This window comes from Haloarcula sp. CBA1115, assembly GCF_000827835.1.
Classification (GTDB): Archaea; Halobacteriota; Halobacteria; order Halobacteriales; family Haloarculaceae; genus Haloarcula; species Haloarcula hispanica.
The window spans coordinates 516,133-543,054 of record NZ_CP010529.1; the positions used below are offsets into that span (position 1 = coordinate 516,133).

General features: G+C 60.7%; 22 protein-coding genes and 1 tRNA gene. 14 read left to right on the plus strand and 9 right to left on the minus strand.

What is annotated here, in order from left to right; translation table 11 throughout:
- Positions 1 to 123: 123 nt before the first annotated feature.
- The 5 genes from SG26_RS02425 to SG26_RS02445 form a co-directional block, all read right to left on the minus strand.
- A complete protein-coding gene (locus SG26_RS02425) occupies positions 124 to 2,883 on the minus strand; it encodes a BGTF surface domain-containing protein (RefSeq protein ID WP_050036747.1) in 2,760 nt (919 codons plus the stop codon).
- A gap of 570 nt (positions 2,884 to 3,453) precedes the next feature.
- Positions 3,454 to 6,222: a BGTF surface domain-containing protein gene (locus SG26_RS02430; protein ID WP_050036748.1), complete on the minus strand. Its 2,769-nt coding sequence runs from the start codon at positions 6,220 to 6,222 to the stop codon at positions 3,454 to 3,456.
- 430 nt (positions 6,223 to 6,652) lie between these two features.
- On the minus strand, positions 6,653 to 7,405 hold the full coding sequence (locus SG26_RS02435) for a VOC family protein (RefSeq protein ID WP_050036749.1): 753 nt from the start codon (positions 7,403 to 7,405) through the stop codon (positions 6,653 to 6,655).
- Between the two features lie 72 nt (positions 7,406 to 7,477).
- Positions 7,478 to 7,918, minus strand: a complete 441-nt coding sequence (locus SG26_RS02440; protein WP_014040755.1) for a TIGR04206 family protein — start codon at positions 7,916 to 7,918, stop codon at positions 7,478 to 7,480.
- 134 nt (positions 7,919 to 8,052) lie between these two features.
- The gene (locus SG26_RS02445) at positions 8,053 to 9,162 is read right to left on the minus strand and encodes a GTP-binding protein (protein WP_014040756.1); all 1,110 of its coding nucleotides are present in this window, start codon (positions 9,160 to 9,162) and stop codon (positions 8,053 to 8,055) included.
- A 159-nt stretch (positions 9,163 to 9,321) separates the two neighbouring features.
- Here SG26_RS02445 and SG26_RS02450 point away from each other — a divergent pair, with 159 nt between their 5' ends.
- The 5 genes from SG26_RS02450 (at position 9,322) to rpl12p (ending at position 12,445) form a co-directional block, all read left to right on the plus strand.
- Positions 9,322 to 9,522: a hypothetical protein gene (locus SG26_RS02450; protein ID WP_044951920.1), complete on the plus strand. Its 201-nt coding sequence runs from the start codon at positions 9,322 to 9,324 to the stop codon at positions 9,520 to 9,522.
- A gap of 138 nt (positions 9,523 to 9,660) precedes the next feature.
- Positions 9,661 to 10,149 (plus strand): 50S ribosomal protein L11, encoded by a 489-nt coding sequence (locus tag SG26_RS02455; RefSeq protein ID WP_004591731.1) that lies wholly within the window; start codon positions 9,661 to 9,663, stop codon positions 10,147 to 10,149.
- 238 nt (positions 10,150 to 10,387) lie between these two features.
- Complete coding sequence (locus SG26_RS02460; RefSeq protein WP_050036750.1) at positions 10,388 to 11,026, plus strand: 50S ribosomal protein L1; 639 nt, start codon at positions 10,388 to 10,390, stop codon at positions 11,024 to 11,026.
- A gap of 1 nt (position 11,027) precedes the next feature.
- A complete protein-coding gene (locus tag SG26_RS02465) occupies positions 11,028 to 12,080 on the plus strand; it encodes a 50S ribosomal protein L10 (protein ID WP_050036751.1) in 1,053 nt (350 codons plus the stop codon).
- Positions 12,081 to 12,097: 17 nt separating this feature from the next.
- Entirely contained in the window at positions 12,098 to 12,445 is a 348-nt protein-coding gene (rpl12p, locus tag SG26_RS02470) for a 50S ribosomal protein P1 (protein ID WP_050036752.1), read from the plus strand.
- Between the two features lie 149 nt (positions 12,446 to 12,594).
- On the opposite strand, the gene SG26_RS02475 is transcribed toward rpl12p, so the two are convergent.
- Positions 12,595 to 16,368, minus strand: a complete 3,774-nt coding sequence (locus SG26_RS02475) for a hypothetical protein (protein ID WP_050036753.1) — start codon at positions 16,366 to 16,368, stop codon at positions 12,595 to 12,597.
- 527 nt (positions 16,369 to 16,895) lie between these two features.
- Positions 16,896 to 16,967 (minus strand) — tRNA-Ala (locus SG26_RS02480).
- Between the two features lie 210 nt (positions 16,968 to 17,177).
- Between SG26_RS02480 and SG26_RS02485 the strand changes: the two genes are divergently transcribed.
- Genes SG26_RS02485 through SG26_RS02505 form a run of 5 tightly spaced genes read left to right on the plus strand, consistent with a single transcriptional unit; the run spans position 17,178 to position 20,509 of the window.
- A complete protein-coding gene (locus SG26_RS02485; RefSeq protein WP_050036754.1) occupies positions 17,178 to 17,783 on the plus strand; it encodes a hypothetical protein in 606 nt (201 codons plus the stop codon).
- Between the two features lies 1 nt (position 17,784).
- Positions 17,785 to 18,372: a hypothetical protein gene (locus SG26_RS02490; protein WP_014040763.1), complete on the plus strand. Its 588-nt coding sequence runs from the start codon at positions 17,785 to 17,787 to the stop codon at positions 18,370 to 18,372.
- The gene (locus SG26_RS02495) at positions 18,360 to 19,340 is read left to right on the plus strand and encodes a hypothetical protein (RefSeq protein WP_014040764.1); all 981 of its coding nucleotides are present in this window, start codon (positions 18,360 to 18,362) and stop codon (positions 19,338 to 19,340) included. The genes SG26_RS02490 and SG26_RS02495 overlap by 13 nt, the downstream gene beginning before the upstream one ends.
- Positions 19,330 to 19,773: a hypothetical protein gene (locus SG26_RS02500; RefSeq protein ID WP_008313095.1), complete on the plus strand. Its 444-nt coding sequence runs from the start codon at positions 19,330 to 19,332 to the stop codon at positions 19,771 to 19,773. Before SG26_RS02495 ends, SG26_RS02500 begins: the two co-directional genes overlap by 11 nt.
- Positions 19,766 to 20,509: a hypothetical protein gene (locus tag SG26_RS02505; protein WP_050036755.1), complete on the plus strand. Its 744-nt coding sequence runs from the start codon at positions 19,766 to 19,768 to the stop codon at positions 20,507 to 20,509. Before SG26_RS02500 ends, SG26_RS02505 begins: the two co-directional genes overlap by 8 nt.
- An 8-nt stretch (positions 20,510 to 20,517) precedes the next feature.
- On the opposite strand, the gene SG26_RS02510 is transcribed toward SG26_RS02505, so the two are convergent.
- Both SG26_RS02510 and SG26_RS02515 read right to left on the minus strand, forming a co-directional pair.
- On the minus strand, positions 20,518 to 22,254 hold the full coding sequence (locus tag SG26_RS02510) for a polymer-forming cytoskeletal protein (RefSeq protein WP_050036756.1): 1,737 nt from the start codon (positions 22,252 to 22,254) through the stop codon (positions 20,518 to 20,520).
- Between the two features lie 148 nt (positions 22,255 to 22,402).
- Positions 22,403 to 24,094: a hypothetical protein gene (locus SG26_RS02515; RefSeq protein ID WP_014040767.1), complete on the minus strand. Its 1,692-nt coding sequence runs from the start codon at positions 24,092 to 24,094 to the stop codon at positions 22,403 to 22,405.
- Positions 24,095 to 24,463: 369 nt separating this feature from the next.
- Here SG26_RS02515 and SG26_RS02520 point away from each other — a divergent pair, with 369 nt between their 5' ends.
- Genes SG26_RS02520 through SG26_RS02535 form a run of 4 tightly spaced genes read left to right on the plus strand, consistent with a single transcriptional unit; the run spans position 24,464 to position 26,917 of the window.
- Entirely contained in the window at positions 24,464 to 24,934 is a 471-nt protein-coding gene (locus SG26_RS02520; protein WP_008313088.1) for a 30S ribosomal protein S15, read from the plus strand.
- A complete protein-coding gene (locus SG26_RS02525) occupies positions 24,935 to 26,056 on the plus strand; it encodes a hypothetical protein (RefSeq protein ID WP_050036757.1) in 1,122 nt (373 codons plus the stop codon).
- Positions 26,053 to 26,283: a KEOPS complex subunit Pcc1 gene (locus SG26_RS02530; RefSeq protein WP_050036758.1), complete on the plus strand. Its 231-nt coding sequence runs from the start codon at positions 26,053 to 26,055 to the stop codon at positions 26,281 to 26,283. Before SG26_RS02525 ends, SG26_RS02530 begins: the two co-directional genes overlap by 4 nt.
- The gene (locus SG26_RS02535; RefSeq protein ID WP_050007149.1) at positions 26,276 to 26,917 is read left to right on the plus strand and encodes a 30S ribosomal protein S3ae; all 642 of its coding nucleotides are present in this window, start codon (positions 26,276 to 26,278) and stop codon (positions 26,915 to 26,917) included. Before SG26_RS02530 ends, SG26_RS02535 begins: the two co-directional genes overlap by 8 nt.
- Positions 26,918 to 26,922: the final 5 nt, after the last annotated feature.

A 26,922-nucleotide genomic window follows, 5' to 3' on the forward strand; every position in this document is an offset into this window, starting at 1 on the left:
GTATATGTTTTGTCGTTGCGCTACTGTGCGGTGTCGTCGTCAGACCGACCTATCGACAGTGCCGCCGCTACCCACGTAGCGCGCGAAAGAAAGAACGGTGTTCAGAGACCGGAGCTGTTCCGGTTAGTTGTCGCGTCGGACAGCGAGGAGCGCAGCGGCGACGAGTGCGATGAGCGCGATGGCTGCCGTGAAGCCGGGACCTTCCGCGGCGGTGGTCTCGGATTCATCGGTTGCCGGCTCATCGGTTGCCGGTGCGTCAGTTTCCTCTTCGGTTTCGGCTTCCGTTTCGGTTTCCGTTTCGGTTTCCGTGTCCGGTGCTTCAGTCTGCTCTTCCTCGACGATGGTCACGTTCGCACTGTCCGTCACGGCAGAGCCGTTCTGGGTGTACGGATCGTCATCGCCGGGGAAGTCGTACGCTTCGTTGCCGTTGGTGTCCTGGTGCGGCATCGCGACCGCAGTGAAGTCCTCGTCCATCGGCTCGTCGAGCGTAACCGTGATGTCCTCGTGGCTGCCTGCCCCGAGGTACTCGGAGTTCCCGACGACGTCGCCGGATGCGTTACCGGCGTGGATTGCGATGAAGCCACCCTCGGACAGCTGTGCGCTGTCGACGACGACTTCGCTACCGTCGGATTCCTGCTCGCTGATGCTCACAGTAGCCGTGTCGGCTTCGACGATACGGCCATCTTCCTCGTCGCTGAAGTCAGAGTCACCGTCGACGTCCAGCGTCTGGACGGTGAAGTTCGTTCCAGCGGAGTAGTCGCTGAAGTCGGCCGTGGCGGTGTACGTACCGTCAGCGGCGACATCAGTTTCGGGGCGGAGGACGAACGGGTTCGCGTCACTCTCGGACTCCATCTCGACTTCGAGCTCGGAGCCAGGTGCGACGTTCGTCTCACCGGTCACTTCCTGACCAGTGGCGGCCGAGACCGTAACGACGCCGCTGTCGTCAAGGTCCAGTGTGGCGTCGCGCTCGGACGTGGTGTAGATCGCGCTGTCGCTGTTCCGGTCGTCGGTCAGCGGACCTTCTCGGACGGAGAAGGTAGCGTTGAGGCGCGTGTCTTCTTCTTTGACAATCGTCTTGCCGTTTTCGAACACAACATCGCTCGTGTCAACAGCGACGAAGTAGGTGTTGTTGTCCGGGTCGTCGACAACAGTTACCGCGTCACTGCTGTTCGAGAAGTCAATCGGGTTCGCGTCAGCGTTTGCACCGACGTCGGTCCGGTTGACGTAGAGTCGAAGACCGGACGTCGTCGCGTCACTGTCGTTGATGCGGTATGGCGTGGTATCGGTCGCTGCGATGAACGCCTCAGTAACATCAGAGGCACTTCCGTCTTCCTGCTCGTATTCGAGCGCACCCTCGATACCGGATGCCTGAATTTCGTGGACGACAACGTCCTCAGCTGCGACGTCGTCGGACTGCGTGAGGTTCTCACCGATGCGGTCGTAGATGTCGACATCATCGTCGTCGATATCTGCGTCGCTCGGTGCAGCCCACGTCTGGATATTTTCAACGGAGTTCTCGTTGAGTCGGAGCGTTCCAACCGTGTCGGGGCTGGTGACATCCGGGGAGGTCCCGGCGGTCACGTTCATCGAGTAGGAGCCTGCTTCGAGCGTGTCTCCACTCAGGCTACCTCGGGTGTAGTCGCCACCCTCCTTGATGTTGTCAATGTCGTCGTCACCAGGCACGCTGAGAACCGTACTATCGCTGTAGTTTCCAGCGGTGTAGCTGTTGAACTGAACGGTAACTTCGCCGTCACCGTTGTCGTCCTCAAGCTGGCCCTGGATGTAGTAGTTGTCGTCGTTCTCGTCGCCGATGTTGATGACGGCGTCCTCGGTGTTGTCAACCTGCACCGTGATGTTGACAACGTCGCCAATGTTGTCCTGAACGGTCGAGCTTTCGAAGCTTGCCTCACCGTCGTCGGACTCGGAGACGTTGATCTGGTCGGATTCGGCGGAGACGCCGGTCTGGTTGTCCGTCACTTTGACGTAGTACGGACTGTCGTCGGCGCTCTGGTTACCGAAGTCGAACACGACGTTCTCGTTACCTTTCAGGCTCTTGACCTGCGTGGCAACCTTGTCGTCGTCCTCGTTGAACAGCGTTGCGTTGGCCGGCTCGCCACCACGCGTGGTCGAGACGTTGACCGCAAGCGTGTCCTTGTCGTCGATGTTGGCACCGTCGCCGACATCGTCGTCAATGTTCACATTGAGATCGAGATTGCTGATGGTGATGTTTTCGTCCGCGTCACCAGCGACGGAGACCTCGTATTCTTCACCAGTGTCGAGGTTTTCCGTTTCGTAGGTGTAGACTTTGCTGTTGGCTGTGTAAGTGTCCTGCGTGACGACAGCGCCGTTCGAGTCCTCGACCACAATCTTCGTGCTCGAGGTAGCATCGTCCTTGTCTGTGTCGCCGTCGGCTCGGATAGCCAGGACTTCACCGCGGAAGGCGTTAGTGTCGCCCGAGCTATCGTCGGCCACAATCGTCTGGGACGTCACGTCGATGTCCTCAGCGACGACCGTGTTGTCACCGCCGGTGAGACCTGAAACCTTGACGGTCAGGTTCCGGTTCGGCTGAACGTCCTGATCCAGGCTGAACTGGAGGCGTCCAGTCGTCCCGTCGTCAGTCCCGTCGACTGAGGTGACATCGTAGTTGCTCGGGTTCTTGTTGCCATCGACGTAGATGTCGATGTCTCCCGTCTTGACTGCGCTACCGGTTGAACCATTGAGTGCCAATTCGACTGTCCCGCTATCGTATTCTGCTGCCTGTTCGACGGTCACGTTCGCGGCGGCGGCTGCGCCACCGGAGAACGCGATGGTCCCGGCGAATACCGAGAAGACCATCAGCGCCGTCAGGAACAGGCTGCGGATTTTTTCGTTTGTATCTGTCATAGTTTGTGTTGCTATCGGGCGACCCCAGTAGTTTTCCCCCCGGTCGGAACGCGGCCACCGTGGCCGCGCATAGACCGAACCGGCGTACTCACTTCTGGCGTCATGGGTAGGGGTATCGATACATTACCCGAAGTGCGGTAAATGCTTTATGGATAAAGGTTACATCCAAATTACACATTGGTGTCAGGTAATAATTATTTTGAAATGGTAGGTACTCTTATTCTGGATATTTATTTGACTCTTCCTGGGACCTGATCTGAGAAACACGCCTCCCGATTCGACCGGCGGTTGTTCCATCACTCGACTACGGACGGGTCCCAAACCGTTACCGAAACCACCCTCGCAGTGGCGGACATCGAGGAGGTGTCCGGCAGGCGCTGGGTTACTGCCGCGTTGGGCCAGCGTTCGACTGTGATCCAGTCACGACTGCCGATGGGCAGTTAGCCGTTCAGAAGCGGACGGAATCGTGTCTGAGTAAACAACGAGTCCCGAGTCGGTCTGCAGTCTGTTTGCACTCTTCACGTAGCGCGCGAAAGAAAGAACGGTGTTCAGGGACCGGAGTTGTTCCGGTTAGTTGTCGCGTCGGACAGCGAGGAGCGCAGCCGCGACGAGCGCGATGAGCGCGATGGCTGCCGTGAAGCCGGGACCTTCCGCTTCGGTGGTCCCGGTTCCAGTGTCCGGCGTGTCCTCAGGCGTGTCCGCAGGCGTGTCTTCGGGCGTGTCCTCAGGCGTGTCTTCGGGCGTGTCCTCAGGCGTGTCCTCAGGCGTGTCCTCAGGCTCCTCGGCGGAGACAGTCACGTTCGCACTGTCCGTCACGGCAGAGCCGTTCTGGGTGTACGGACCGTCATCGCCAGGGAAGTCGTACTCTTCGTTGCCGTTGGTATCCTGGTGCGGCATCGCGACCGCAGTGAAGTTCTCGTCCATCGGCTCGTCGAGCGTGATCGTGAGGTCATTGTACGTACCTGCTTCGAGGTACTCCGAGTTGCCGACGACGTCACCGGATGCGTCACCGGCGTGGATAGCGATGAAGCCGCCACTGGACAGCTGTGCGCTGTCGACGACGACTTCGCTACCGTCGGACTCCTGATCGCTGATGCTCACAGTGGCCGTGTCGGCTTCGACGATACGGCCATCTTCCTCGTCGCTGAAGTCGGAGTCACCGTCGACATCCAGCGTCTGGACGGTGAAGTTCGTTCCAGCGGAGTAGTCGCTGAAGTCTTCCGTAGCGACGTACGTGCCGTTCGGACCAACAGTTGCTTCCGGTCGTTCGACGAATGGGTTCGCCTCACTCTCGGATTCCATTTCGACTTCGAGCTCGGAGCCGGGGGCGACGTTCGTATCGCCGCTCACTGTCTGTCCGGCGGCGGCGCCAACGGTGACAAAGCCATCGTCGTCAAGGTTCAGCTCCGCGTTCCGCTCAGACGTGGTGTAGAGCTCGCTTTCGCTCGAAGAGTCGTCAGTCAGCGGACCTTCTTGCACGGAGAAGGTGGCGTTGATTTCCGTGTCCTCTTCGTCAGTGATCGTGTTACCGGACTCGAACTCGACGCCGTCGGTGTCGAGGGCGACGAAGTAGGTGTTGTTGTCCGGGTCGTCGACGACGGTCACTGCGCTGCTGCTATTGGCGAAGTTAATCGGATCTGCGTCAGCGTTTGCACCGACGTCGGTCCGGTTGACGTAGAGCTGGAGGCCGGAGGCGCTCGTGTCGTCGTTGATACGGTCCGGCGTGGTGTCGGCAGCTGCGATAAACGCATCAGTCACGTCGGAAGACCCGTTGTCTTCCTGCTCGTATTCGAGCGCACCCTCGATACCGGATGCCTGGATTTCGTGGACGACGACATCTTCGACTGCGACGTCGTCGGACTGCGTGAGGTTCTCACCGATGCGGTCGTAGATGTCGATATCCTCGTCGTCGATATCTGCGTCGCTCGGTGCAACCCAGGTCTGCATACTCTCGACGGAATTCTCGTTGAGACGTAGCGTCCCAACCGTATCAGGACTGGTGACATCCGGGGAGGTCCCGGCGGTCACGTTTATCGAGTAGGATTGTGGTTCCAGTACATCTTCGTCCAAGCTGTTCCTACTGTCGGTGAAGCTTCCCTTCTCTTCGACTTCATCGAGGTCGTCGTCACCGGGGACGGTAAGAACCGTGTTGTTGTTGTCGGTCCCAGCGGTGTAGCTGTTGAACTGAACGGTAACTTCGCCGTCACCGTTTTCGTCCTCGAGCTGACCCTGGATGACGTAGTTGTCGTCGTTCTGGCTGCCGACGTTGATGACGGCGTTCTCGGTGTTACCCATCTGGACGGTGATGTTGGTGACGTCACCGACTTCATCCTGTACGGTGGAAGTCTCGAAGCTGGCGTCACCCTCACCGGACTCGGAGACGTTGATCTGGTCGGATTCGGCGGAGACGCCGGTCTGGTTGTCCGTCACTTTGACGTAGTACGGACTGTCGTCGGCGCTCTGGTTACCGAAGTCGAACACGACGTTCTCGTTACCTTTCAGGCTCTTGATCTGCGTGGCAACCTTGTCGTCGTCCTCGTTGAACAGCGTTGCGTTGGCCGGCTCGCCACCACGCGTGGTCGAGACGTTGACCGCAAGCGTGTCCGTGTCGTCGATGTTGGCACCGTCGCCGACATCGTCGTCAATGTTCACATTGAGATCGAGATTGCTGATGGTGATGTTTTCGTCCGCAGTACCACCAACGGTGACCTCGTATTCTTCACCAGTGTCGAGGTTTTCCGTTTCGTAGGTGTAGACTTTGCTGTTGGCTGTGTAAGTGTCCTGCGTGACGACAGCGCCGTTCGAGTCCTCGACTACAATTTGAGTACTCGAGGTAGCATCGTCAGCGTCACCTTCGCCGCCGTCGGCTCGGATAGCCAGGACTTCACCGCGGAAGGCGTTAGTGTCGCCCGAGCTATCGTCGGCCACAATCGTCTGGGACGTCACGTCGATGTCCTCAGCGACGACCGTGTTGTCACCGCCGGTGAGACCTGAAACCTCGACGGTCAGGTTCCGGTTCGGCTGAACGTCCTGGTCCAGACTGAACTGGAGGCGTCCAGTCGTCCCGTCGTCAGTCCCGTCGACTGACGAGACACCGTAGTTGCTCGGGTTCTCGTTTCCGTCGATGTAGATGTCGATGTCTCCCGTCGTGACTGCGCTACCGGTTGAACCATTGAGTGCCAATTCGACTGTCCCGCTATCGTATTCTGCTGCCTGTTCGACGCTGACGTTCGCGGCGGCGGCTGCGCCACCGGAGAACGCGATGGTCCCGGCGAATACCGAGAAGACCATCAGCGCCGTCAGGAACAGGCTGCGAACCTTGTCTGAATTTCCTGTCATAGTTTGTGTTTGCTATCGGGCGACCCCAGCAGTTTTCCACCTGGTCGGAACGCGGCCACCGTGGCCACGCATAGACCGAACCGGCGTACTCACTTCTGGCGTCATGGGTAGGGGTACAGTCTAAACGATAGGTGTCTGTTGTATATGTTTTGTGGTTAGGAAATCTGATTGTCATGAATAGTCAAGCCCCAAAGACGCCATCTGAGGCGATTAGATGTGGTCCAAGCAGCTTGTAGGTCATAGCACAGGATCGGCATTCGGGCGTTTGACGGCCCAGAGCTACGTATCGGAGATGGTATCGCTGGCCTGAGACGCTAGGGCTTCACAGATCCTCACTGCTCGCTCAGGAACGACTCCGTAGACGAATCTCCTTCTGACAGCTACCGCGCGAGAATAGATTAGAACAGACGGTTAGTACCGACCAGTGCCGTCAGTTGGTCACGATTTCGATTTCGCGGGCGTCGGGGTCTTTGGTGAACGCGTAGCGGTCGTCACAGCTCTCGGGGTCGCGGTAATCCTCGGCGTGGCGACCCATCAGCGTCTCCCACGCGCTATGGAGGTCATCGGTTCGAACCGCGAGATGCCCCCAGGCATCGCCGAGTTCGTACGACCGGCCGTCGTAGTTGTAGGTGAGTTCGACCGACATCGCCTCTTCTGGGGCATTCTCGGGCTTGAGGAAGTACAGGGCGAAGTCGTCGAACTCCTCGCGGCGGAACAGGTCGTAGTCGAGCTTTCGGGTGTACCAGCCGATAGCCTGTTCGGCGTCTTCGACACGGATCATCGTGTGGTCCAGCGACCACTTCGCGCCGTGGTCCCGTTCGACGATCTCGATCTCGTGACCGTCGGGGTCCGTGACGAAGGCGTAGGAGCCGCCACAGGAGTCCGGGTCGCGGTAGTCCTCGACGCCGGCGTCCATCAGCTCGTCGTAGGCCTCGTACACGTCGTCACAGCGGACGGCGATGTGTCCCCACGCGTCACCCATCGTGTACGAGCGCCCGTCGTGGTTGTACGTGAGTTCGAGCAGGGCACCATCATCGTGGACGTCCTCCGGACCGAGGAAGACGTTCGTGAAGGTGTCGGCCTCCCAGCGGCCCTTCTCCTCGTAATCGAAATACGTCTGGTACCAGTCCAGCGACGCGTCCAGATCCTCGACGCGCATCATCGTATGATCGAGTGACCACATACACGGCACATGGTGCGAGCGAGCGAAAAGGCTACCGCCACAGGTGGTTCCGTCCGGATTCGATACCGCGGCTCACTCCGTCGCCGTGTCCGCTCGGATAGCCGGGAGGTAGTACCACCAGACCACGATAAGCAGGACAAGGGAGCCGACCGGGACAGCCACGTAGTTGAGCCGCCTGTTGAATCCCAGAAACACCGGAAACTGCGTCAGACCCGCACCTGCGAGTGCGAGGGCGGTCACCCGAACATCCTCACGCCAGACGACACCGGCAACGGCGCTGGCTAGAGCAAAGGCATACAGCAGGACGCCCGAACCCCACGATTCGATAAACTGCGGGAGTGCGCTGGTAAAGCGGATGAAGTAGCTGTAGACCGAGAGCAACTCCGGCGGGTTCGTGTTGAACAGGCCAAACGAGAAGACGAGCGTCAGTTCCTTTCCAATTAGCACCACTGTCCAGGGGACGAGGCCGGCAACAACGACGGCGATAAGACGGCGTCTGGGACCGCGGTCCATAGTTGGTAGCAGGGTTCCACACCAATGAACGCATCTACTCCGCTATGCGGTAGCGGTCCTCCACAGGATTGTTCTTCCGTGGGACCCTTTCTTTTCAGTTGTTCGCGTGCACGCGAGAACCGACGCGCGACAACCTAGCGGTTAGCGACGATCCGCAAGATATCTTCGTCAGCGAGTTCGTGGTCGCGCCCGACCTGCTGTTCGTCGTGCTTGGCGCTTGGACCGGTCACACGAGCGAATCGGAAGCGCTCGTCGAAGCTCCCGCCGAGTTTCTCGCAGGCGTCGTCGACGGTGTCGCCCTCGCGGAGTATCAGCGGTTCCTCGCGGTCGACACCGCGGCCCGGCTTGTCCATGTAGATCCGGATCAGGCCGAGTTCGTCCCAGATGCGTTCGGTGAGGCTATCGAGCCCTTTCTCTTCCTCGGCGCTGATGAAGATTGCTTCGTCGGGGTCGATGTCCCGCTCCCGGAGCTCGTCTTCGACTTTGGGGAGGTAGTCGGGCTCGATGAGGTCGGCCTTGTTGACAGCAACGAGGGAGGGCAGATAGACGCGGTTGTCCATCACGCCGTCGATGAGCTGGTCGATGTCGATCTGCTCGCCGATGGTGACGTCGGCGTTGACGTAGCCGTGCTCGCGCAGAACGGCTTTGACCGTCTCGTCGTCGAGTTCGACGCCGGAGGCAGTGTTGACCGAAATCCCGTCCTTGCCCTTCTTCCGGACGTTGACCCACGGCGGGTCCTGGTCGAGTCGGATCTTGTTCTTGTACAGTTCTTCGCTGAGTCGGTCGTACTGGTCGATCTCGAAGACGGAGATGAGGAAGACGATGAGGTCCGCAGTCCGGACGACGGACAGCACCTCCTTGCCGCCACCGCGACCACCAGCAGCCCCTTCGATGAGACCGGGAACGTCGAGAATCTGGATGTTCGCTCCCTTGTGCTTGAGCATCCCCGGGTACACGTCGAGTGTGGTGAATTCGTAGGCTCCAGTTTCGGATTCGGCGTTAGTGAGGGCGTTTAGCAGCGTCGACTTCCCGACGCTGGGGAACCCGACGAGCGCGACGGTCGCGTCGCCGTGTTTCTCGACGCCGTAGCCACCGCCGCCGCCCGAAGAGGCCTGCTGTTCGAGCTTTTCCTTTTTCTCCGCGAGCTTGGACTTCAGCCGACCGATATGGGCCTCTGTAGACTTGTTGTAGGGAGTGCTGGCGATTTCGTCCTCGAGTTCCTGAATCTCCTCTTCGAGCCCCATTAAGTGTATGTCGGCCCCTCGCACCGAATAAGGCTTTCCTCCCTCGCCGACGCCACCCCATCGGCCCGGGTCGACGCAGTTGTCCTGCCGTTCAGAATGGTCAAACGACCCTCATGTAATTCGACACACCTATAGGGTATCCACCGTCATGTGTCGATAATGGGAGCGGCGAGTCGGTTCCGCGACAGCACGCAGATACTGCTGCCAGTCGGTGCGCTCGACGGAATTCGCGAGGAGTTGGAACAGCAGTTCACTGTGAGTGTTCATCAGGACGGTGAACAGATTCGGATAATCGGCTCCCCAGTCGAAATCAAGGACGCGAGCGACTTCCTCGCGCGGCACGGCGTGACGTTCGCCTGAACTGACTGGGATTCTATTCTTTGCCGCGCTGACCTCTTGTTTGTTGGTTCCAAACGGTGAGCGTTCGTGCGTGTGGAGGCCTCACGCAGCGATCCGTGAAACGCAATCCTTTAAACTGCCGCGAGGATTCCACTATGTATGGCTGGAACTATCGAAGTCCTCGTTCCCGGTGGGGAGGCCAACCCTGGCCCGCCACTCGGTCCGGAACTCGGCCCGACACCGGTGGACGTGCAGGCAGTCGTACAGGAAATCAACGACCAGACGGCAGCGTTCGACGGCACCGAAGTCCCCGTCACCGTCGAGTACGACGACGACGGCTCCTTCGAGATCGAGGTCGGTGTCCCGCCGACGGCCGAACTCATCAAGGACGAGGCCGGCTTCGAGACCGGCAGCGGCGAACCGCAAGAGGACTTCGTCGCTGACCTCTCCGTCGACCAGGTCAAACAGATCGCCGAGCAGAAGCATCCCGACCTGCTCTCCTACGACCTGAAGAACGCTGCAAAGGAAGTCGTCGGGACGTGCACCTCCCTCGGTGTCACTATCGAAGGCGAGAACCCACGCGAATTCAAGGAACGCATCGACGCGGGCGAGTACGACGACGTGTTCGCGGCCGAAGCACAGGCGTAAGTCGGACCGCTGTGCGACTGGCGTGTGTTTTCCCTTGCTTTTGACGCTGTTGAGCCACTGCACAGTCGATGGGACCCCCGTCACCGACTGGTCCCTGAGAACCGGAAACACGCCCGTCAGCGGCCCTTGGGCTGGTTCGACGGGTTTAAGTGTCGCATTGGCGTCTACCCGCACGAGACAGGCATCCGCCTGTTTCACTGACCCGTAGAAGCCGATTGGCGTACTACGGAGGTGAACAATGGCAGATCAGGAAATAGAGAACGCAGTCTCGCGCGCACTCGAGGACGCACCTGAGCGGAATTTCCGCGAAACGGTCGACCTCGCTGTGAACCTGCGCGACTTAGATCTTAACGACCCGTCGAACCGCGTCGACGAGTCCGTCGTGCTTCCTGCTGGCACCGGCCAGGAGACCACTATTGTGGTCTTCGCCGAGGGCGAAACCGCCCTCCGTGCCGAGGAAGTCGCAGACGACGTACTCGACGAGGACGAACTCGAGGAACTGGGTGGCGATGACGACGCCGCCAAGGACCTCGCCGATGACACTGACTTCTTCATCGCAGAGAAGGGCATGATGCAGGACATCGGTCGCTACCTCGGGACCGTCCTCGGTCCGCGTGGGAAGATGCCGGAACCGCTCGACCCCGACGACGACGTCGTCGAGGTTATCGAACGCATGAAAAACACCGTGCAGCTCCGCAGCGGGGAACGGCGAACGTTCCACACGCGGGTTGGCGCGGAGGACATGTCCGCCGAGAATATCGCGGACAACATCGACGTTATCCTCCGCCGTCTGCACGCGGACCTCGAGAAGGGCCCGCTCAACATCGACACTGTCTACGTGAAGACGACGATGGGGCCTGCGATGGAGGTGGCCTGATATGAGCGCCGAATCCGAACGCAAGACCGAGACCATTCCCGAGTGGAAGCAGGAAGAGGTCGACGCCATCGTAGCGATGATCGAGTCCTACGAGAGCGTCGGCGTCGTCAACATCGCCGGGATTCCGTCCCGACAGCTCCAGGACATGCGACGTGACCTGCACGGGACCGCCGAACTTCGCGTCTCCCGGAACACGCTGCTTGAGCGTGCGCTTGACGAAGTCGACGACGGACTCGAAGACCTCAACAGCTACATCACCGGGCAGGTCGGGCTCATCGGGACCGACGACAACCCGTTCTCGCTGTTTCAGGAACTCGAGGCCTCCAAGACGCCCGCACCCATCGGTGCCGGCGAGGTGGCCCCGAACGACATCGTGATTCCGGAAGGCGACACGGGCGTCGACCCCGGTCCGTTCGTCGGCGAACTCCAGAGCGTGGGTGCCGACGCACGCATCCAGGAAGGCTCCATTCAGGTCCTTTCTGACTCGGTCGTGCTTGACACCGGCGAGGAAGTCTCCCAGGAACTCGCGAACGTCCTGAACGAACTCGGTATCGAACCGAAGGAGGTCGGTCTCGACCTCCGCGCCGTCTTCGCCGACGGTGTACTGTTCGAACCCGAGGAGCTGGAACTCGATATCGACGAGTACCGGAGCGACATCCAGGCGGCTGCCGGCCGAGCGTTTAATCTCTCGGTCAACGCCGACTACCCGACCGCGACGACGGCCCCGACAATGCTCCAGTCCGCTCGTGGCAACGCCAAGAGCCTCGCGCTCCAGGCGGCCATCGAGGACCCCGAGGTCGTGCCTGACCTCGTGAGCAAGGCTGACGCACAGGTCCGTGCGCTCGCCTCGCAAATTGACGATGAAGAGGCACTCCCGGAGGAACTCCAGGGCGTCGAGGCCGACGTGGCGACAGAGGAACCGACTGACGACCAAGACGAGGACACCGCATCCGAGGACGACGCGGACGCCGACGACGCGGCCGAGGAGGCCGACGACGATGACGACGACGACGAAGACGAAGACGCCGGCGACGCGCTCGGAGCGATGTTCTAACAACGCACACTACAACAATGGAATACGTATACGCTGCACTCATCCTGAACGAAGCTGACGAAGAGATCAACGAAGACAACCTCACTGACGTGCTCGAAGCCGCGGGCGTCGACGTCGAGGAGTCCCGCGTCAAGGCCCTCGTCGCCGCCCTCGAGGACGTCGACATCGAGGAGGCCGTCGACCAGGCCGCTGCGGCACCGGTGCCGGCAAGCGGTGGCGCGGCCGCACCCGCCGAGGGTGGCGCTGACGAGGCCGACGAGGCCGACGAGGAAGCCGAAGAAGAGGCTGCCGACGACGGCGGCGACGACGATGACGACGAGGACGACGAGGCAAGCGGTGAGGGCCTCGGCGAACTCTTCGGCTAACTCGGTTCAACACAGCTCAGCTTTTCTTTGCGTGCGCTCGACTGGTGAGAGGCATCGCTACCGCTCGAATCCTGGGAGCCGTCGTATTGCCTGCCTTCGAAGTATCGTCCGACGAACAAGCGACTGCAGAAGGATGTCGACGCGGCTGTTTAGCTACCGAGTGTCACCGTGTCTGAGTCGACCGTAACCGGTGAGTCGTTCCCGGTCGCCCCCGTTTCGTCGACGTTCTTGAGATATATCTCACCCGTCGCGGTGTCGGCCACGGTGCCGCTCGCCGTTTCGTCGTACACGGTCACCTCATAGGTGTAGTAGCCGGGGTCGAGATCGACGTCGTAGCCCGCCCAAGCCGGGAACGGATCGGTATTGGTCAGGTCGCCGGTCCCAGCAGTGACCATCTCGGAGCCGGCGAAGACGGTCGACCCGTCGCTTTTGTTTTTGATTGTGAGGTTCACTTCCCGTTCGTCACCTACGGTCCCGTTATTGCGGACCTCCACGGTCATCCGCTGTGCGCCGCCGCGACGCTCGATTAGTTCTGAGGTGTTGTAGGTCTCCGCGCCGATGTTCACCGACTGCGTGTCGTTGACGACAACGTTCGACTCCCCCACGAAGAACGACAGTTCCGGGGACGTGGAGTTCGACGTTTCGATGTAGTAGGTGTAGTTGCCGCGACTGGTCGGCATATCAAGCGTAAACTGTCGGGTTTCACCTGGGTTGAGGTCCGTTGCCATGGTTTTCGAGTCGATGTCGGTAAATGACGGACTTGCATCGTCGTTGTTTTTCGCACGGAGGACGACGGTATCTGTACCGTCCTGCTCACCAACGTTAGTGACGTTGACAGTCGCCGTTGCCGTGTCGTCACTGTCAATCACGCTCTCGGCACGGACTGAATCAATCTGCATGAACTGTCCTTCCGTATCACCGACACGCACGTTCCCGCTCGCCTTCTGTTGCGTACCGGGGATAGATACCGTGTACGGATAGCTTTCCCCAGTTGCCTTTGAACTAGTCGGAAGGGTGAACGTGACGGTTTCGGTCTCTCCGGGTTCAATTGTCGTCGAGTTCGTCCCGGCACTGTTGCCATCAAAGCTGCTCTCTAGGGTAGCTTCACCGCTCTTTCCGCCGACGTTCATTACCTCAGCCGTCAGCGTTGCGTCGGTTGTCTCATCAACCCTGCTTGGGGCGTCGGTGTCGATGAGGTTGTACTCCGGACCCGTCTGTACGTCTTTTTCGATTGCGTTGACTGTGAACAGGACAACGGCATCGTTATAGTCAGGGTCGCCGTCATTTGCCGCGTTAGCTGGGTCTGCGTCCTCCTGTGAGAGTTCATAGAGGAGTGCGCGTTCCCCGTCGCCCAGTTGGAGATACCCCGTGTCGTTCACGCGGCTTCCGAGCGTATCCTGAATGTCTCGCTGGTACCACTGTGCTTGCTCGAACGCTGGAAGCTCGTCGCCGTCGTTCAGGATGACGAGGTTCTGCTGGTTCTGTGTCTGGCTGACAGTGGTCGTGTCGTATGTATCCCAGTCACTACAGTACTTCGTGTCATAACCAGCCAGCTCAATCGAAGGAGAGGTGTAGGAATACCTGTCACAGCCGTAGGACTTTGCAAAGACTGAGATCTCCGTTCCGGGTTCGAACGAATCGGAGTAGTAGTACGGGTTCTCGTGTTCGTCAGAGATGAGGCGCTGCTCCGCGTGCGGACCATTGATGTCGCCGTTCTCGTACCCCCGCCAGAGTCCGATCGACTGTGGGTCGGACCCGTTGTCGACATATAGTGACATCTGCACGGGTGCATGGTAGATGTAGTTCCAGCGATTTGAGAAGCCTTCCAGGTCCGCACCCTTCAGCGCAACCGAAGCATTGACCGACTGCTGTATCGTGATCGTCGAGCCGTTCCCTTCGAGCAGCGAGTCCGGCTCGACGGTCAGCGTCGACTGTCGCGACCGGTTCGCCGTCGAGAAGGTTACCGAGTAATCTCCGGGTTCGGTGGGCGCCGTGACGGTCCGATTGAGCGTGACGCTCTCCCCGGGGTCGAGCCGTTCGTCCTCCGCAATGTGGGTCGTTCCGTTGTACTCGACGCGCAGTGTTTGCTTTCCTTCGGTTCCGCCGGTGTTCGCGACGGCGAACTTGATATTCGTCTGGTTGTTCGGTGCGACGGGGTTCTGTACGTCTACAGCGGTGATCTCGTACAACGGCGGCGACGATGAACCGACGACGAAGGACCCTGACCCGGTATCGTCCGGTGTCTCGACGACATAGGTGTACTGCTGTGGTGACCCGACTATTAGCGGGCCACTGGTCACTGAAGCGGTCCCCGACTCAGTGCCTCGGCGAGTCCCGTTGAGGGTGAGCGTCGTGGTCTTCGACGCAACAACGCTGCCAGACGCGTTCTCGATACGGACCTCGACATCGGTGGATTTCCGAATGTCACCAGTGTTTTCGACCGTTGTGTCAACGGTCGCCGTATCCCCACTTTGCAATCCACCCGGCGGCGAAACGGACGCTATCTCGAACACACCTGCATCACCGACGATGAAGTAGTGTCCGTCGTCGTTGTGTTGTGAGTATGTATCATCCTCTGTTTCGACTTCCAGGTCGTACGTGCCGTTCTCCGACGTTGGCATTGACGGCCCGAAGTCGATTGTTCGGCTCTGTCCAGGGCCGACCAGCACGCTTCGCGTCGCGCTTTTCGACCCGTTGACGCGGAAGACGACCTCCTGATCTGCCGTCATTTGCCCAGTGTTCGTGACTGTGACCTCAGCCGATGGGACCTGATTCAGCCGCGCTGTTGCCGGAATCGAATTGCTGGTGACATCCAGTGACGGCGTTCCGTGGACGGACGTATACTTGATGACTTTGTAGTCTTCGTCCTGCTTTGACTCCACAGTGAAGTTGTGTGGCGTCGCCGACGAGACGCTCACCGACCGACTCACAGTGGTCGATTCCCCGCCGATGAGGGTCATTGTCTCCTCCACCTCGCTTGGTGACCCCGACTGGTTGTGCTTCAGCGTGATATCCTGTGTATCTTCTAAGCCTCCGGTGTTCCGGACCGTCGCTGTCACGACTGCTTTCCCAGGGTCTGACGGGTCCGGCTTGACCGTGACACCCTCGACTTTGAACTTCGGGTTCGTCACGTCGCCGAGTGCAAAGCGTATGTGAACGCTCTCTCCCGGCTTGACAGACGCCGGGGTCACCTCAACGTACTGATCATCGTAGGTGCTCCGTGCCCAATCTGCCCAGGCGCGGGCATAGCTACTGTTTTCGATAGTCAATGTCGCGTTGGCGACTTGCGACGGAGTACACTCATAACTGGGTGACGAAATTGAGCCGGTTCGCGCGTCCTCGTAGGACGCGTCGGTGAACAGGGCCATCTGCAGTGCCGCTTCGTGCGACCGCTTGGCCGTCGCGTTGGATTGAATGGCAACCGAACTCCCCTGGATCTGCTGTCCGGAGATATTTGCGAACGATACCGACAGTGCCCCTTCGTCGTAGTTCACTGCTGGGGGCGACGACATCGTTGCGCCCGACTCGGTCATCCGCCACACACCCCCGCCCTGATAGCCGACCTGTTGGCCGTTCTTTTGATACCGAATCGTCTGCAGCGAGCGGTTCCCCGTCGAACAGGCCGAGCGTCCGTTCAGCGTCAGATTGTATGCCGCGTTGCCAGAAACGGCGACGTCAGACCGAACCCGGTCTGGGATCTCGACTGATTCGTTGGTGTCTGACCGCTGGAAGCTCTGATCGACCGACAGCAGCACCTCCTCGGCGAGTTCGACGTTCGCGTCGTCGTTGACATCTCCGATTGTCTGTTGCCCCACCTGAACGATCAGTACGGCACCAACAATGACGGCGCTTGCCAACAACACCACACCCAGAACATGCGATACACCCCGGTCTCCAGCCCCCCGGCTGCCCCACTCGAACATACTTATTTACATACCAACTATTGCACATAAGTTTACTGTTTCACCCATACTAATAACGGTTCCATCGGTGACCTACTGAGGTTAAACAGCAGGTATTCCCTCTAACGGGACCTACCAGCGGTATACACTACCGGCACCGTGTGTCGAATTCCGGAGCCACTGACATTACAATACCCTCCGTAAATGTCATATATTAACCAAGATTGCTATGCCATATGTTGGAACGCTTGTGATATGTGACAACACTAAACAAGATTTAGTTGACTGAGGTTCCTTATTATTCGTATACGGTGGACTGGACGGTACTTACGTAATGCGAATTGAGCCCCAACTTGACCTTTTAATTGAATCCGGCAGCAACGGGTAACGGTTGGTTTAGTAATGTCTCTAGCTGGTTTTTCTCCTAATATCTTGGTTAGACAGTATTGTGCCCTCGATTGTGTGGTTTATTATAGAATCTGCCGGGCTACATCCCAAATCAGCCTACCTGTGTCGTCGATCTCTCATCCACGACGGTAAAATAAGGATGGACTCGCCGGGATTTGAACCCGGGGCCTCTCCCATGCCAAGGGAGTGATCTACCCCTGATCTACGAGCCCTTGCGTGCATTGTTTGCTTCCCGATGGGATTGCTTAAACCCATCGAAGCACCGGGACATAGAGAACCGGCCCCACGGTCTCGGTTAGGCCAGTACTACATCGGCCTCGTGGAGTGCATAGAAATCTGGTAATTGGAGTTACGGTACGGCCATAATGGCTATAACGACTGAGGCCATCCCTACAGTAATCTCAGTTTAGTGAATCAGGCTCATGAACCGTAGGAGAAACGAGACGCAGTCTAACGACCGGCGTGTCGGCCGGTCACTCTGGATCGAAGAGCACCGGCGCGGGCAGACGACGCTGGACTTCGCGATCGGTATGAGCCTGTTTCTGAGTGTCCTGATATTCATTTTCCTGTTCATTCCGGGGTTGTTGTCGCCGTTTTCTGCGGGGGTTCAGGAGGAGACAGTCACGACCGACAGAGTCGCCGATGGGCTCACAATGGGGATGCTCGGTTCGCCACAGCAGCCGTACGTCCTAGACGAACACTGTACTCGGGAGTTCTTCGCTGGGAACGCACCACCGTCAGGATGTGGCTACGAGTCAGGCGGGAGTGCGGAGGAACGGGTCGGGCTCGACCCGGCTCGGGAGAACGTGAACGTCACAATCCGGGGGAACGCGACGGCAACAGCGGCCTCCGATGAAACGCTCTGCTGGGATGGAGCAACTGAGGAACTCGTTGAAGCTAGTGGTAGTTGTGGGACGGTACTCACTACTGGTGGGAACCCGCCGACAAACAACGACGCGTCGGTCACTGCGTTGCGAGTGGTCTCGTTGAACGGGCAGGATGTCACAGTACGCGTGGTGATGTGGTAGCATGCGCGCGCAGGCACACACGCTCGAAGCCATCGTCAGCGGCATGCTGTTACTCGCGAGCCTGGTGTTCGCGCTGCAGATGACGGCGGTGACGCCGCTGTCCGCGAGCACGTCGAGTCAGCACATCGAGAACCAGCAGCAGGCAATCGGCCACGGCGTCCTCGCCTCCGCGGCGGCAGAAGACGCACTGAAACCGGCTGTGCTCTACTGGGACAACAGCACGGCGCAGTTCCACAACACGGCCGGCGGTCGGGAGTACTACACGAACGGGCCGCCGGACAATCGATTCGGGGAGTTGTTAGAACGCGCATTCGACCAGCGGGGAATCGCGTACAACGTCTATCTCAGGTTCCAGAACACGCAGGAGCGAACCGTCACGACACGATACATCTACAGCGGCGAACCGAGCGACAACGCGGTGCGTGCGAGCCACACAATCACGCTCATGGACGACGACCACCTGCGTGATGCGGACGGGACGCGCAACAGCACGCGGCTCGGTGACCCAGCGACCGATTATACGGTTTCGGACACTGGAAAGAACGTCTACAACACGGTCAGCGTAGAGGTGGTCGCGTGGCGCATCTGAACGACGACGACCGCGGACAGATAATCCTCATCGCCGCGTTGGCCCTGGCGGTGACGTTCATCGGGCTTGCGCTGGTCGTCAACTCCGCGATCTACACGCAGAACCTCGCGAGTCGGGGCGAGGTCGCCGGGAGCAACGACGCGCTGGAGATGCGGGCGATGGTGGAGACAAACGTCGGGGGCGGCATCACCGCGGCGAACAAGTACAACTACTCGACCCAAACAACACTCGAAACCGGTGTGCGTGAGAGCATCGGGACCGTCAGTACACAGACGGAACGCCAGCGGGTCACGAGCGGGACGCTGGTGAACGTCACACTCGCCGGCCCGCCGACCTACGGCACGCGGATCGCCCAGACCAACACGTCATTGTTCGAATCCGGCGAGGCGACACCGAGCGCCGATTGGATGGTCAGAGAGCGGGTCACGCGCCCGGGTGACGGAACGAACGCGACCAGACGGTTCGTCATCAACGCGACACAGCTCCCCAGTTCGGGAAGTGAGTTCGTCGTCGTAGCGAACGGCACCGGCGGCAACCCGAAATGGACGATGCGGGTCTGGGGTGACGTCGGACCCAGCGGGACGGTCAACGTGGAAGTCGACACACCGAGTGGCACACAGACGTGTGCTGTCCCTATCGAGGAGCCGTACGCCCACATCGACGTGACCGGCGGAACAGTCCAGGGCGAGCCGTGTCTCGCGCTCCAGGGCGGGAGCTTCGACGGGCGGTTCGCTCACGGTGTCGGCGACGAATACAACATCAGCTACGAGTCGGGCGACCAGATCAGGGGGAACTACTCGATGGTTGTCCGCGATAGCAAGCGGGCCTACACGCTCGATACAGCGCCCGCGTCGCCGTTCAGCACAACCGCAATCTACGATGTGACCGTCCGCTACCGCTACGACACGTCGAACCTCCGGTACGAGGCAAAGATACGGGTGGCCCCGGGTGAGCCAGATGCGTCGTAACCGTGCCGTCTCAACGACGCTGAGCTACACGCTGAGCCTGGCCATCGCCTCGATTCTGGTGTCCGGGCTCCTCATTGCCGGCGGCAACTTCGTCGAGAATCGGCAGGAGCAGGTCATCAGGGACGAACTCGAGGTCGTCGGACAGCAGGTCGCCGCCGACATCGCCCGTATCGACCGGCTGGTGGTCGCTGCCGACGACGACCCGACTGCGCGGCTGAATCACACGTTCCCGGCGCGGGTGAGTGGAACCGGCTACCGGGTTTCGATTGACGCCGGCGCCGATGAACTCGCGCTCGAATCGACGTCGCCGGACGTGTCGGTGACTGTGTTGCTCAAAACCCGGACAGACCTAGGGGACTCCAGTGCTGGCGGCGGTGTTATAACCGTGTTCTACGACGAATCGAACGATCAACTGGAGGTGCGAGATGGCTGACCGCGCCGTAAGTGAGGTGCTGAGCTTCGCCCTGGTGTTCAGCCTCATCGTGGCATCGATAATACTCGTCTCAGTGAGCGGGCTGGGGGCGTTACAGAACGCTCGGGACGCGGAGCAGATGGAGAACGCCGAACGGGCGTTCGACGTGCTCTCCGACAACATCGCGGACCTCCACAAACAGGGCGCGCCGAGCCGTGCGACGGAGGTCAGCCTCGGTGAAGCCACGCTCAGGACGGGCGAAAACACGACGATATCGGTACAGGTCCACGACGGGACTGCCCCCAAAGACGTCGGGACCTGGGAGATACGACCGATAATCTACGCCGGCAACCAGGAGCGAGAGCTCGTCTACGAGGCAGGGGCAGTGTATCGGACGAACCGGGACAGCGGAATACAAAAACGGACGCCACCGATACTCGTCTCAGACGACCGCGTGCTCATCACCGTGGTCGGCACGACCGCCAGTGGCCAGCAGAGCCTGGGCGGGTCGACGGTGCTCGTCCGGACGAACCACCGGAGCAGCAACGTCTCGTTCGCCGATACCGGTGGGAACATTGAACACGTCAACGTCAGTGTCGACTCGACTCCACAGCGCGAGGCACTCTGGCAGTCGTACTTCGAGCAGGAAGGGTTCGCCTGTGGGGCCGACGGCTGGTGTAACTTCACGTCGTCTTCCGGCGGCATCCAGCGGACGTACGTCGTCTACCACGACATTGCGGTCGACATCGACCAGTAGCCGGTCGACTACCCGCTGGTCACGTTGATCCGGTTCTTCGAGACGTGGAGGTACGTCAGCCGGATGATGTTCGTGTTCTTCGGGACGGCCCGCTCGTTTCTGAGCGCCCGGTCGTAGTGGACCAGTCCGCCGTTATCCACCGTGACTGACCCGGCGACGAGGCCGCCGTACAGCTCCGCCTTCTTGAGTGAGACGCTGCTGGCACCGACGCCGCCGGCGGGTGCGTAAATCACGCCCTCGAACTGCGGAGTATCGGTGTCCCCCTCGATGACGGCGTCGAAGTCCGACTGACCGTACACCCAGAACTGCTTGGAGTTATTGGCGTTGTCGATGTTGACGTCCCCGGTGCGATAGATGTGGAAGTGGTGACCGCTGGCGGACGTTGCCTCGCCTTTGACGTAGAGGCGGACTTTCCCGCCACCGTTGACTTTTATCTGCCCGTTGTTCTCGATGTAGACGTAGTCCCGGACGGCGATGGTCACGTCGTCACCACCAGTGTTAATCGTCAGCGTCTCGCCGCTCAGTGTCAGGTCTTCTAAGTAGTAGGTGCCTGCGCCCAGCGTCTGGTCGCCGCTGTCGAGCTGGTTCCCCGAAATACTGCTGGTCGCGCCGTTGTCATTGGTATCGCTTGCGTTGGCGACTCGCCGGTTCACCAGGCCGTCGATAGCGCCGGCTCCCTCGACGCCCGAGATCTGTCTGACATCGCCGTTGACAGTGCCCTTGATGTGCTTGGTAGTCGAGTACTCCACGTCACGGGTGACGACGCCGCTTCCCTTGACTTCGACACGGTCACCGGATCGAACGGAGCCGTCCACCTCGCTGTTTCCTTTCACGTACACGTCACCGGCTGTGGTGATCGTTCCGAACGACCCCCGTGAGGTCGAGTAGTCGCCGACAGACGAGTTGTAGCTGTCCGTTCGAGCGGGGTCGGTACCGCTACCGGAGAGCGTAATCTGTCCGCCGGCGGACGTGGCCGCGATGGCGCTCGTCACTTCTCGCGGCCCCGTCGGCACGACCAGCGTCGTGGTCACGCTGTCGTTTTCGTGGTCGTAGTACGCGTCACCGTCGGTCCGCTCTTCGAAGTAGCGCCCCCATGACCGGTAGTACTCGCTCTGGACGGTGATGTTGACCGTCCCGGTATCCAGCGGATTGATGTTCCCAGCTGCCTGGTCGGGATACACCTGCGTCGTGCCGTCCTTCGAGATGCTCGCCCGTGAGCCAAGCGACCGGTCGCCACGGACAGTGATGAGTGGGAGCGTCAGCGTCGCGTCGCGGTAGTAGAACTCCGGCGGTGAAACCATGACACTGCCGCTGTCGGAGCGCCGCCACACCCCGCCGCCCTGATAGGCGACTTCCTGGTTCCCGTTTTCGTAGACAACCGCGCCGAGGCGCTCGTCCATCAGCGTGACGGTGGTCGGGGGCGAAGCAGAGTGGTTGGTGATATTGACGGTCATCCGACCGGCAGTGTCGTCGATTCGGTACGTGGATCTGTCCGTCCCGACGAGAGACACCCGCTGGCTGTCGGCGTTCCCAAGCGCCACCAGGGCCGCCTGGGAGTCCAGTTGGGTCATCCCCGTCTCCGCCCGGGAGACGTCGAGCCCGGCCTCAGTATCGACCAGCGCCGTCGCTCCCAGGCTGACAACGACGCCGGAACCGACGATGACGAGACTGAGAACCAGTATCAGCCCGAGCGGGGCTGATTGTGCCCGTTGCTGACCCCGACCCTGACCCCAGGGGAATCGCATTATCCGACAGTAGTTATCACAGCTGATAAGGCTGCTGGCCGTCCCGTCAATAGTCGCTACCAGCGACTGTCTATGGCAGCCACAACAAAAACCGACCGACGCTAAGTGCTACCATTTCTGGTAGTGATGAAGTGAGGTGTGTCGGCGGTCAATTGGACGTGATGTTGACGTCGTTCGTCGAGATGTGGAGATAGGTGATCGCAACCACGCTCGTGTCTTTGGGAATTGTACGCTCTTGTTTGAGTGCCCGGTCAAAGTGGACTCTGCCACCCTTTTCCAGTTCGACTTGGCTGGTGACCGCACCGCCGTAGAGTTCGCTCTTCCATATCTCGAACCTGCTCGTTCCGGTCTTTCCCCCCGGCGCGTAGATGACGCCAGTGACTTTGGACTTGTCTGACCCTTTCTTCTCCATCCGGGCCTGGAGATTATCTTTGCCGTAGATCCACACTTGCGTCGACCGCTCACTGACCGCCCCGGTTGTCCTGATCTCACTCGCCCGTGTGAAGAAGTGATAGCCGTCAGCGCTCCCGCCCGACGCGGGCGACTCGCCTTTTACGTAAATCTTCACCTGATTCGGGCCGGACACCGTGATATCGTTTCCGGTGTTGAGGCTCACGTAGTTCTCGACGCCAATGATTACGTTTCCACCAGTCGTGTCGAACTCCACGTCGTCACTGAGGTCGATTCTGTCGACGTGATAGCGGCCCGCGGACAGGGTCGTCGTCCCCTCGGTCCCGTCGATGACGCCGTCGTCGGCTATCGTTCCCCCGTTATCGTTCGACGACGATAGGTCGTCGACCTGTGTGTCGACATGGGAGTTGATATTGGTGGTATCACCGAACGAACTGATCTGCTCGTCGGAACAAGAGCCGGAACACGCTCCGTGTTTGTCGTCGAATGCGTCCGCCCATTCTACCCGGTCACCGTTGAACGTCATCGAGTTACTACTGAATTCGACGCGACCGCCCGAGGTGATGTTTCCATTCAGTTCCGCACTCCCGGTGACGATGACATCACCTGCCGTCGTGAGATCGCCGCCGTCACCGGCCTCGGAGGCGTCGTACCCGTCCCCGTCTGCCGAGGTATAGCTGTCGGTAAATGCATCGTTCCCGCTCAGTTTGATCGACCCGGAATCACTCGTCGCGGCGACGGCGTTCCGGACTTTTCGCGGCCCTGCAGGGACCTTGAGAACGATCGAAACACGACTGCTGTCGGGGTGGTACGTCACATCACCGTCCGTTCGCTCCTCGAAGTACCCGCCCCACGCGCGGTAGTACTCGCTTTGGAGGGTAACGTTGACTTTCCCGTCTTCCAGCGGGTTCGTGAAGTTCGCGTTTCGCGTGGTGTTCGGAAAGTGCGACGTTGTTCGGTTGTGGGTGATCGACGCGCGGTCTCTGATTGTCCCGGACCCGCTCACTGTCACCAGGGGGAGCGTCAGCGTCGCGTCCCGGTAGTGGAACTCGGGCGGGGACACCATCACCGACGTTCCGTCACCGCTGGACCGCCAGACGCCGCCGCCCTGATACGCGAGTCGCGTCTCGTCACTGCCGTGATACGCCACCTCACCCATCGATTCGTTGAATACGGTCGTCCGACTCCCGGACGTTGTATTCTGATAGGAGACGTTCATCCACCCAGCGTCCTCGTCGATACGATAGGTGCTCGAACTGCTCGCAGGAAGTGAGACCTGCTGTACGTCCGTCTGTCCCAGTGCCACGAGCGCGGTTTTGGAATTGAGTTCCGTCAGCGACTTTTCCGTTCGTTCCGCGTCGAGTTGCGTCTGCGTGCTCGTAATTGCGTCAGCACCCAGTGCGACGACCGCCGTCGTCGATATAATCATCACCGCAAAAACCAGCGCTAGCCCGAGCGGAGCACTCTGCCCGCGACTGCCGAGTCTCCGCCCTGCGCTACCCATACTACGCATATCTACTCTAACAACTCACTTAAAGAAGCAGGGCGAGTTATCAATCGTAATACTGTGAAGCCGCTCGGCTGTGAAACGGGTTTCGCGGCTATCCTCGTTTCGAGACGCGACCGGGAAGCGGAACGGTTTAGTCGCGCCCTCTCAGACAGGGAGATGGGAACAGCACGACCGCAAATCTGACTCGCTGTGGACTTTCACAGCTCGGGATTGCGGCCGTGTTCGGCACTGTACAGTGCCAATACGCCTCGTAACGAGAGCGGTTCGTGCGGTTCCAACCAGATTACAATGGCACGAATGCATACACGCCGTCGCGGTTCGTCCGACTCGGACAAACCGGCGGCAGACGAACCCCCGGAGTGGAGCGACGTCGACGAGGACGCCATCGAAGAGCGCGTCGTCGAACTGGCCGAACAGGGCCACTCGCCCAGCGAGATCGGCCTGAAGCTGCGCGACGAGGGCGTTCAGGGCACGCCGATCCCTGACGTCTCGCTCGCGACCGGCAAGAAAGTCACCGAGATCCTCGAGGAGAACGAAGCTGAGCCGGACCTGCCGGAAGACCTTCGGAACCTGCTCGAGCGGGCCGTCCGCCTTCGCGACCACATGGACGAGAACCCCGGTGACTACCAGAACAAGCGTGCGCTCCAGAACACGCAGTCGAAGATCCGACGCCTCATCGACTACTACCGCGGTGACGAGGTCGACGAGGACTTCACCTACAGCTACGACAACGCCGTCGAAGCGCTGGGTCTCGAATAGATGTCGGCGACCGGTCGGGAACCGACGCCAGCCACGTCGCCCGGTGACCTCGCCGGGTCGCTGCGGGAGGCCGCCTTTGTGCGCCTCGTCAGCGACGCGACCGGCGAGGCGCTGGCTGCGACTGGCCTGCTGGCGCGGGCGCTCGGTGACACGCCGTTTCAGGCGAGCGTCGTCCGCCCGTTCGAGGACCCTGACCGGACCACGGAGACCGACATCACTGTCGCCATCGGTCGTACGCAGCCGACTGCCGACGTGACGCTGACCGACCGCGCCGCCGCGACCGCCTTCGAGACCGCTCGCGAACTCGGCACGGCCGACGCCGCGCTCGCCCTGGCTGGCACGATTGCTGCCGGGGACGTTGACGGGACAGTCGCCGAAGGCGCCGAGCAGGCAGGGCTCGACCGCCGACCCGGCGTCGCAGTGCCGGGCACGGACCTCGCGGACGGGCTGGCCCACTCGACGCTGTTTGTCGCGCCCTTCTCGGGCGACGCCGACGCAGCGCGGGCCACGCTCGCCGACCTGGGCCTCGACGCGGACCGGATTCAGTCTGCGGACTTTTCGGCCGACGACCACCGACGCCTCGCGTCGCTGGTCGCCCTGGCCGTCACTGCGGACGCGCCGCCTCGGGCCGCCAATGCGGTCCAGCGCGCGCTCCGACCAACGGTGGGCGGCCCCTTCGAGACGGTCGGCGGCTACGCCGACGTGCTCGACGCCGTCGCTCGGGAAGAGCCCGGCACTGCCGTCGCGCTCGCACTCGGCCACGAGGCCGTCCGCGAGGACGCCCTGGCCGCCTGGCGCTCGCACGCCACGCGCGCCCACGAAGCAGTTTCCGAGGCGACCACAGGGCGGTACGACGGTCTGTTCGTCGCCCGCGGCGACGCGATGCCGACCGGCACCGTCGCCAGACTGTTCGCGGACTTCCGCGCTCCGGAGCCAGTGACGCTCGTCGTCACCGACACGGAGGCCGCGGCCCGCGCCACGGACGGCCGGGACGTCGCCGAAACGATGCACGCTGCCGCCGAGACGGTCGGCGGCGATGCCGTCGGGACCGGCGACCGGGCACGCGCTCGGTTCGACGCCTCGACGGCCGACTTCATCGAAGCGTTCCGGGAGGCAGTATGAGACGGGCGGAGATTCGCACGACGCACGACTCGCCCGAACGCATCGCACGCGCGGTGCGGCCCGACAACACCGACGAGATGACCACGCGCGTCGAGGGCGACGCGGTGGTCACCACCGTCGAGCGCGACTCGACCGGCGGCCTGCAGGCGACCGTCGACGACTACGTCGTCAACATCCGGGTTGCAGCACAGCTCGCAGACCAACACACACAATCCAATCATGAGTGAACGAAGCGTTTCAAAGCGCGCAGAACAGAAACGGTGGTACACCGTGCAGGCTCCCGAGCAGTTCGACCGGGAGGTTCTCGGTAAGACACCGGCAGACGAACCGGACAAGGTGCTCGGACGCACCATCGAAACAACGCTCGGCGAACTGACCAACGACGCCAGCGAGAACAACACGAAGCTGACCTTCAAGATCAACGAGGTTGCCTCGGACTCAGCGTACACGGAGTTCATCCGCCACGAACTCACGCGGGACTACCTCCGCTCGCTCGTCCGCCGCGGCTCCTCGAAGGTCGAGGCCTACATCACCGTGCTGACCACGGACGACTACCGCGTCCAGATTCAGCCAGTCGCCGTGACGACGAAGAAGGCCGACGCCTCTCAGGAGAAGGCCATTCGCCGGACGATGATCGACCTCGTCCGCGAGACGGCCGAAGACCGCACTTTCGAACAGCTGATCGACAGCGTCGTCGAAGGGCGTCTCTCCTCGGCTATCTACGGCGAGGCCAAGGACATCTACCCGCTCCGACGCGTCGAGATCAAGAAGACCACGCTCGAAGCGCGGCCCGAAGAAGTCGCCGCCGAAGAGGAGACGGCCGTCGACGTGGACGAGGAAGACGTCGACGTCGAAGCCTAACGCGT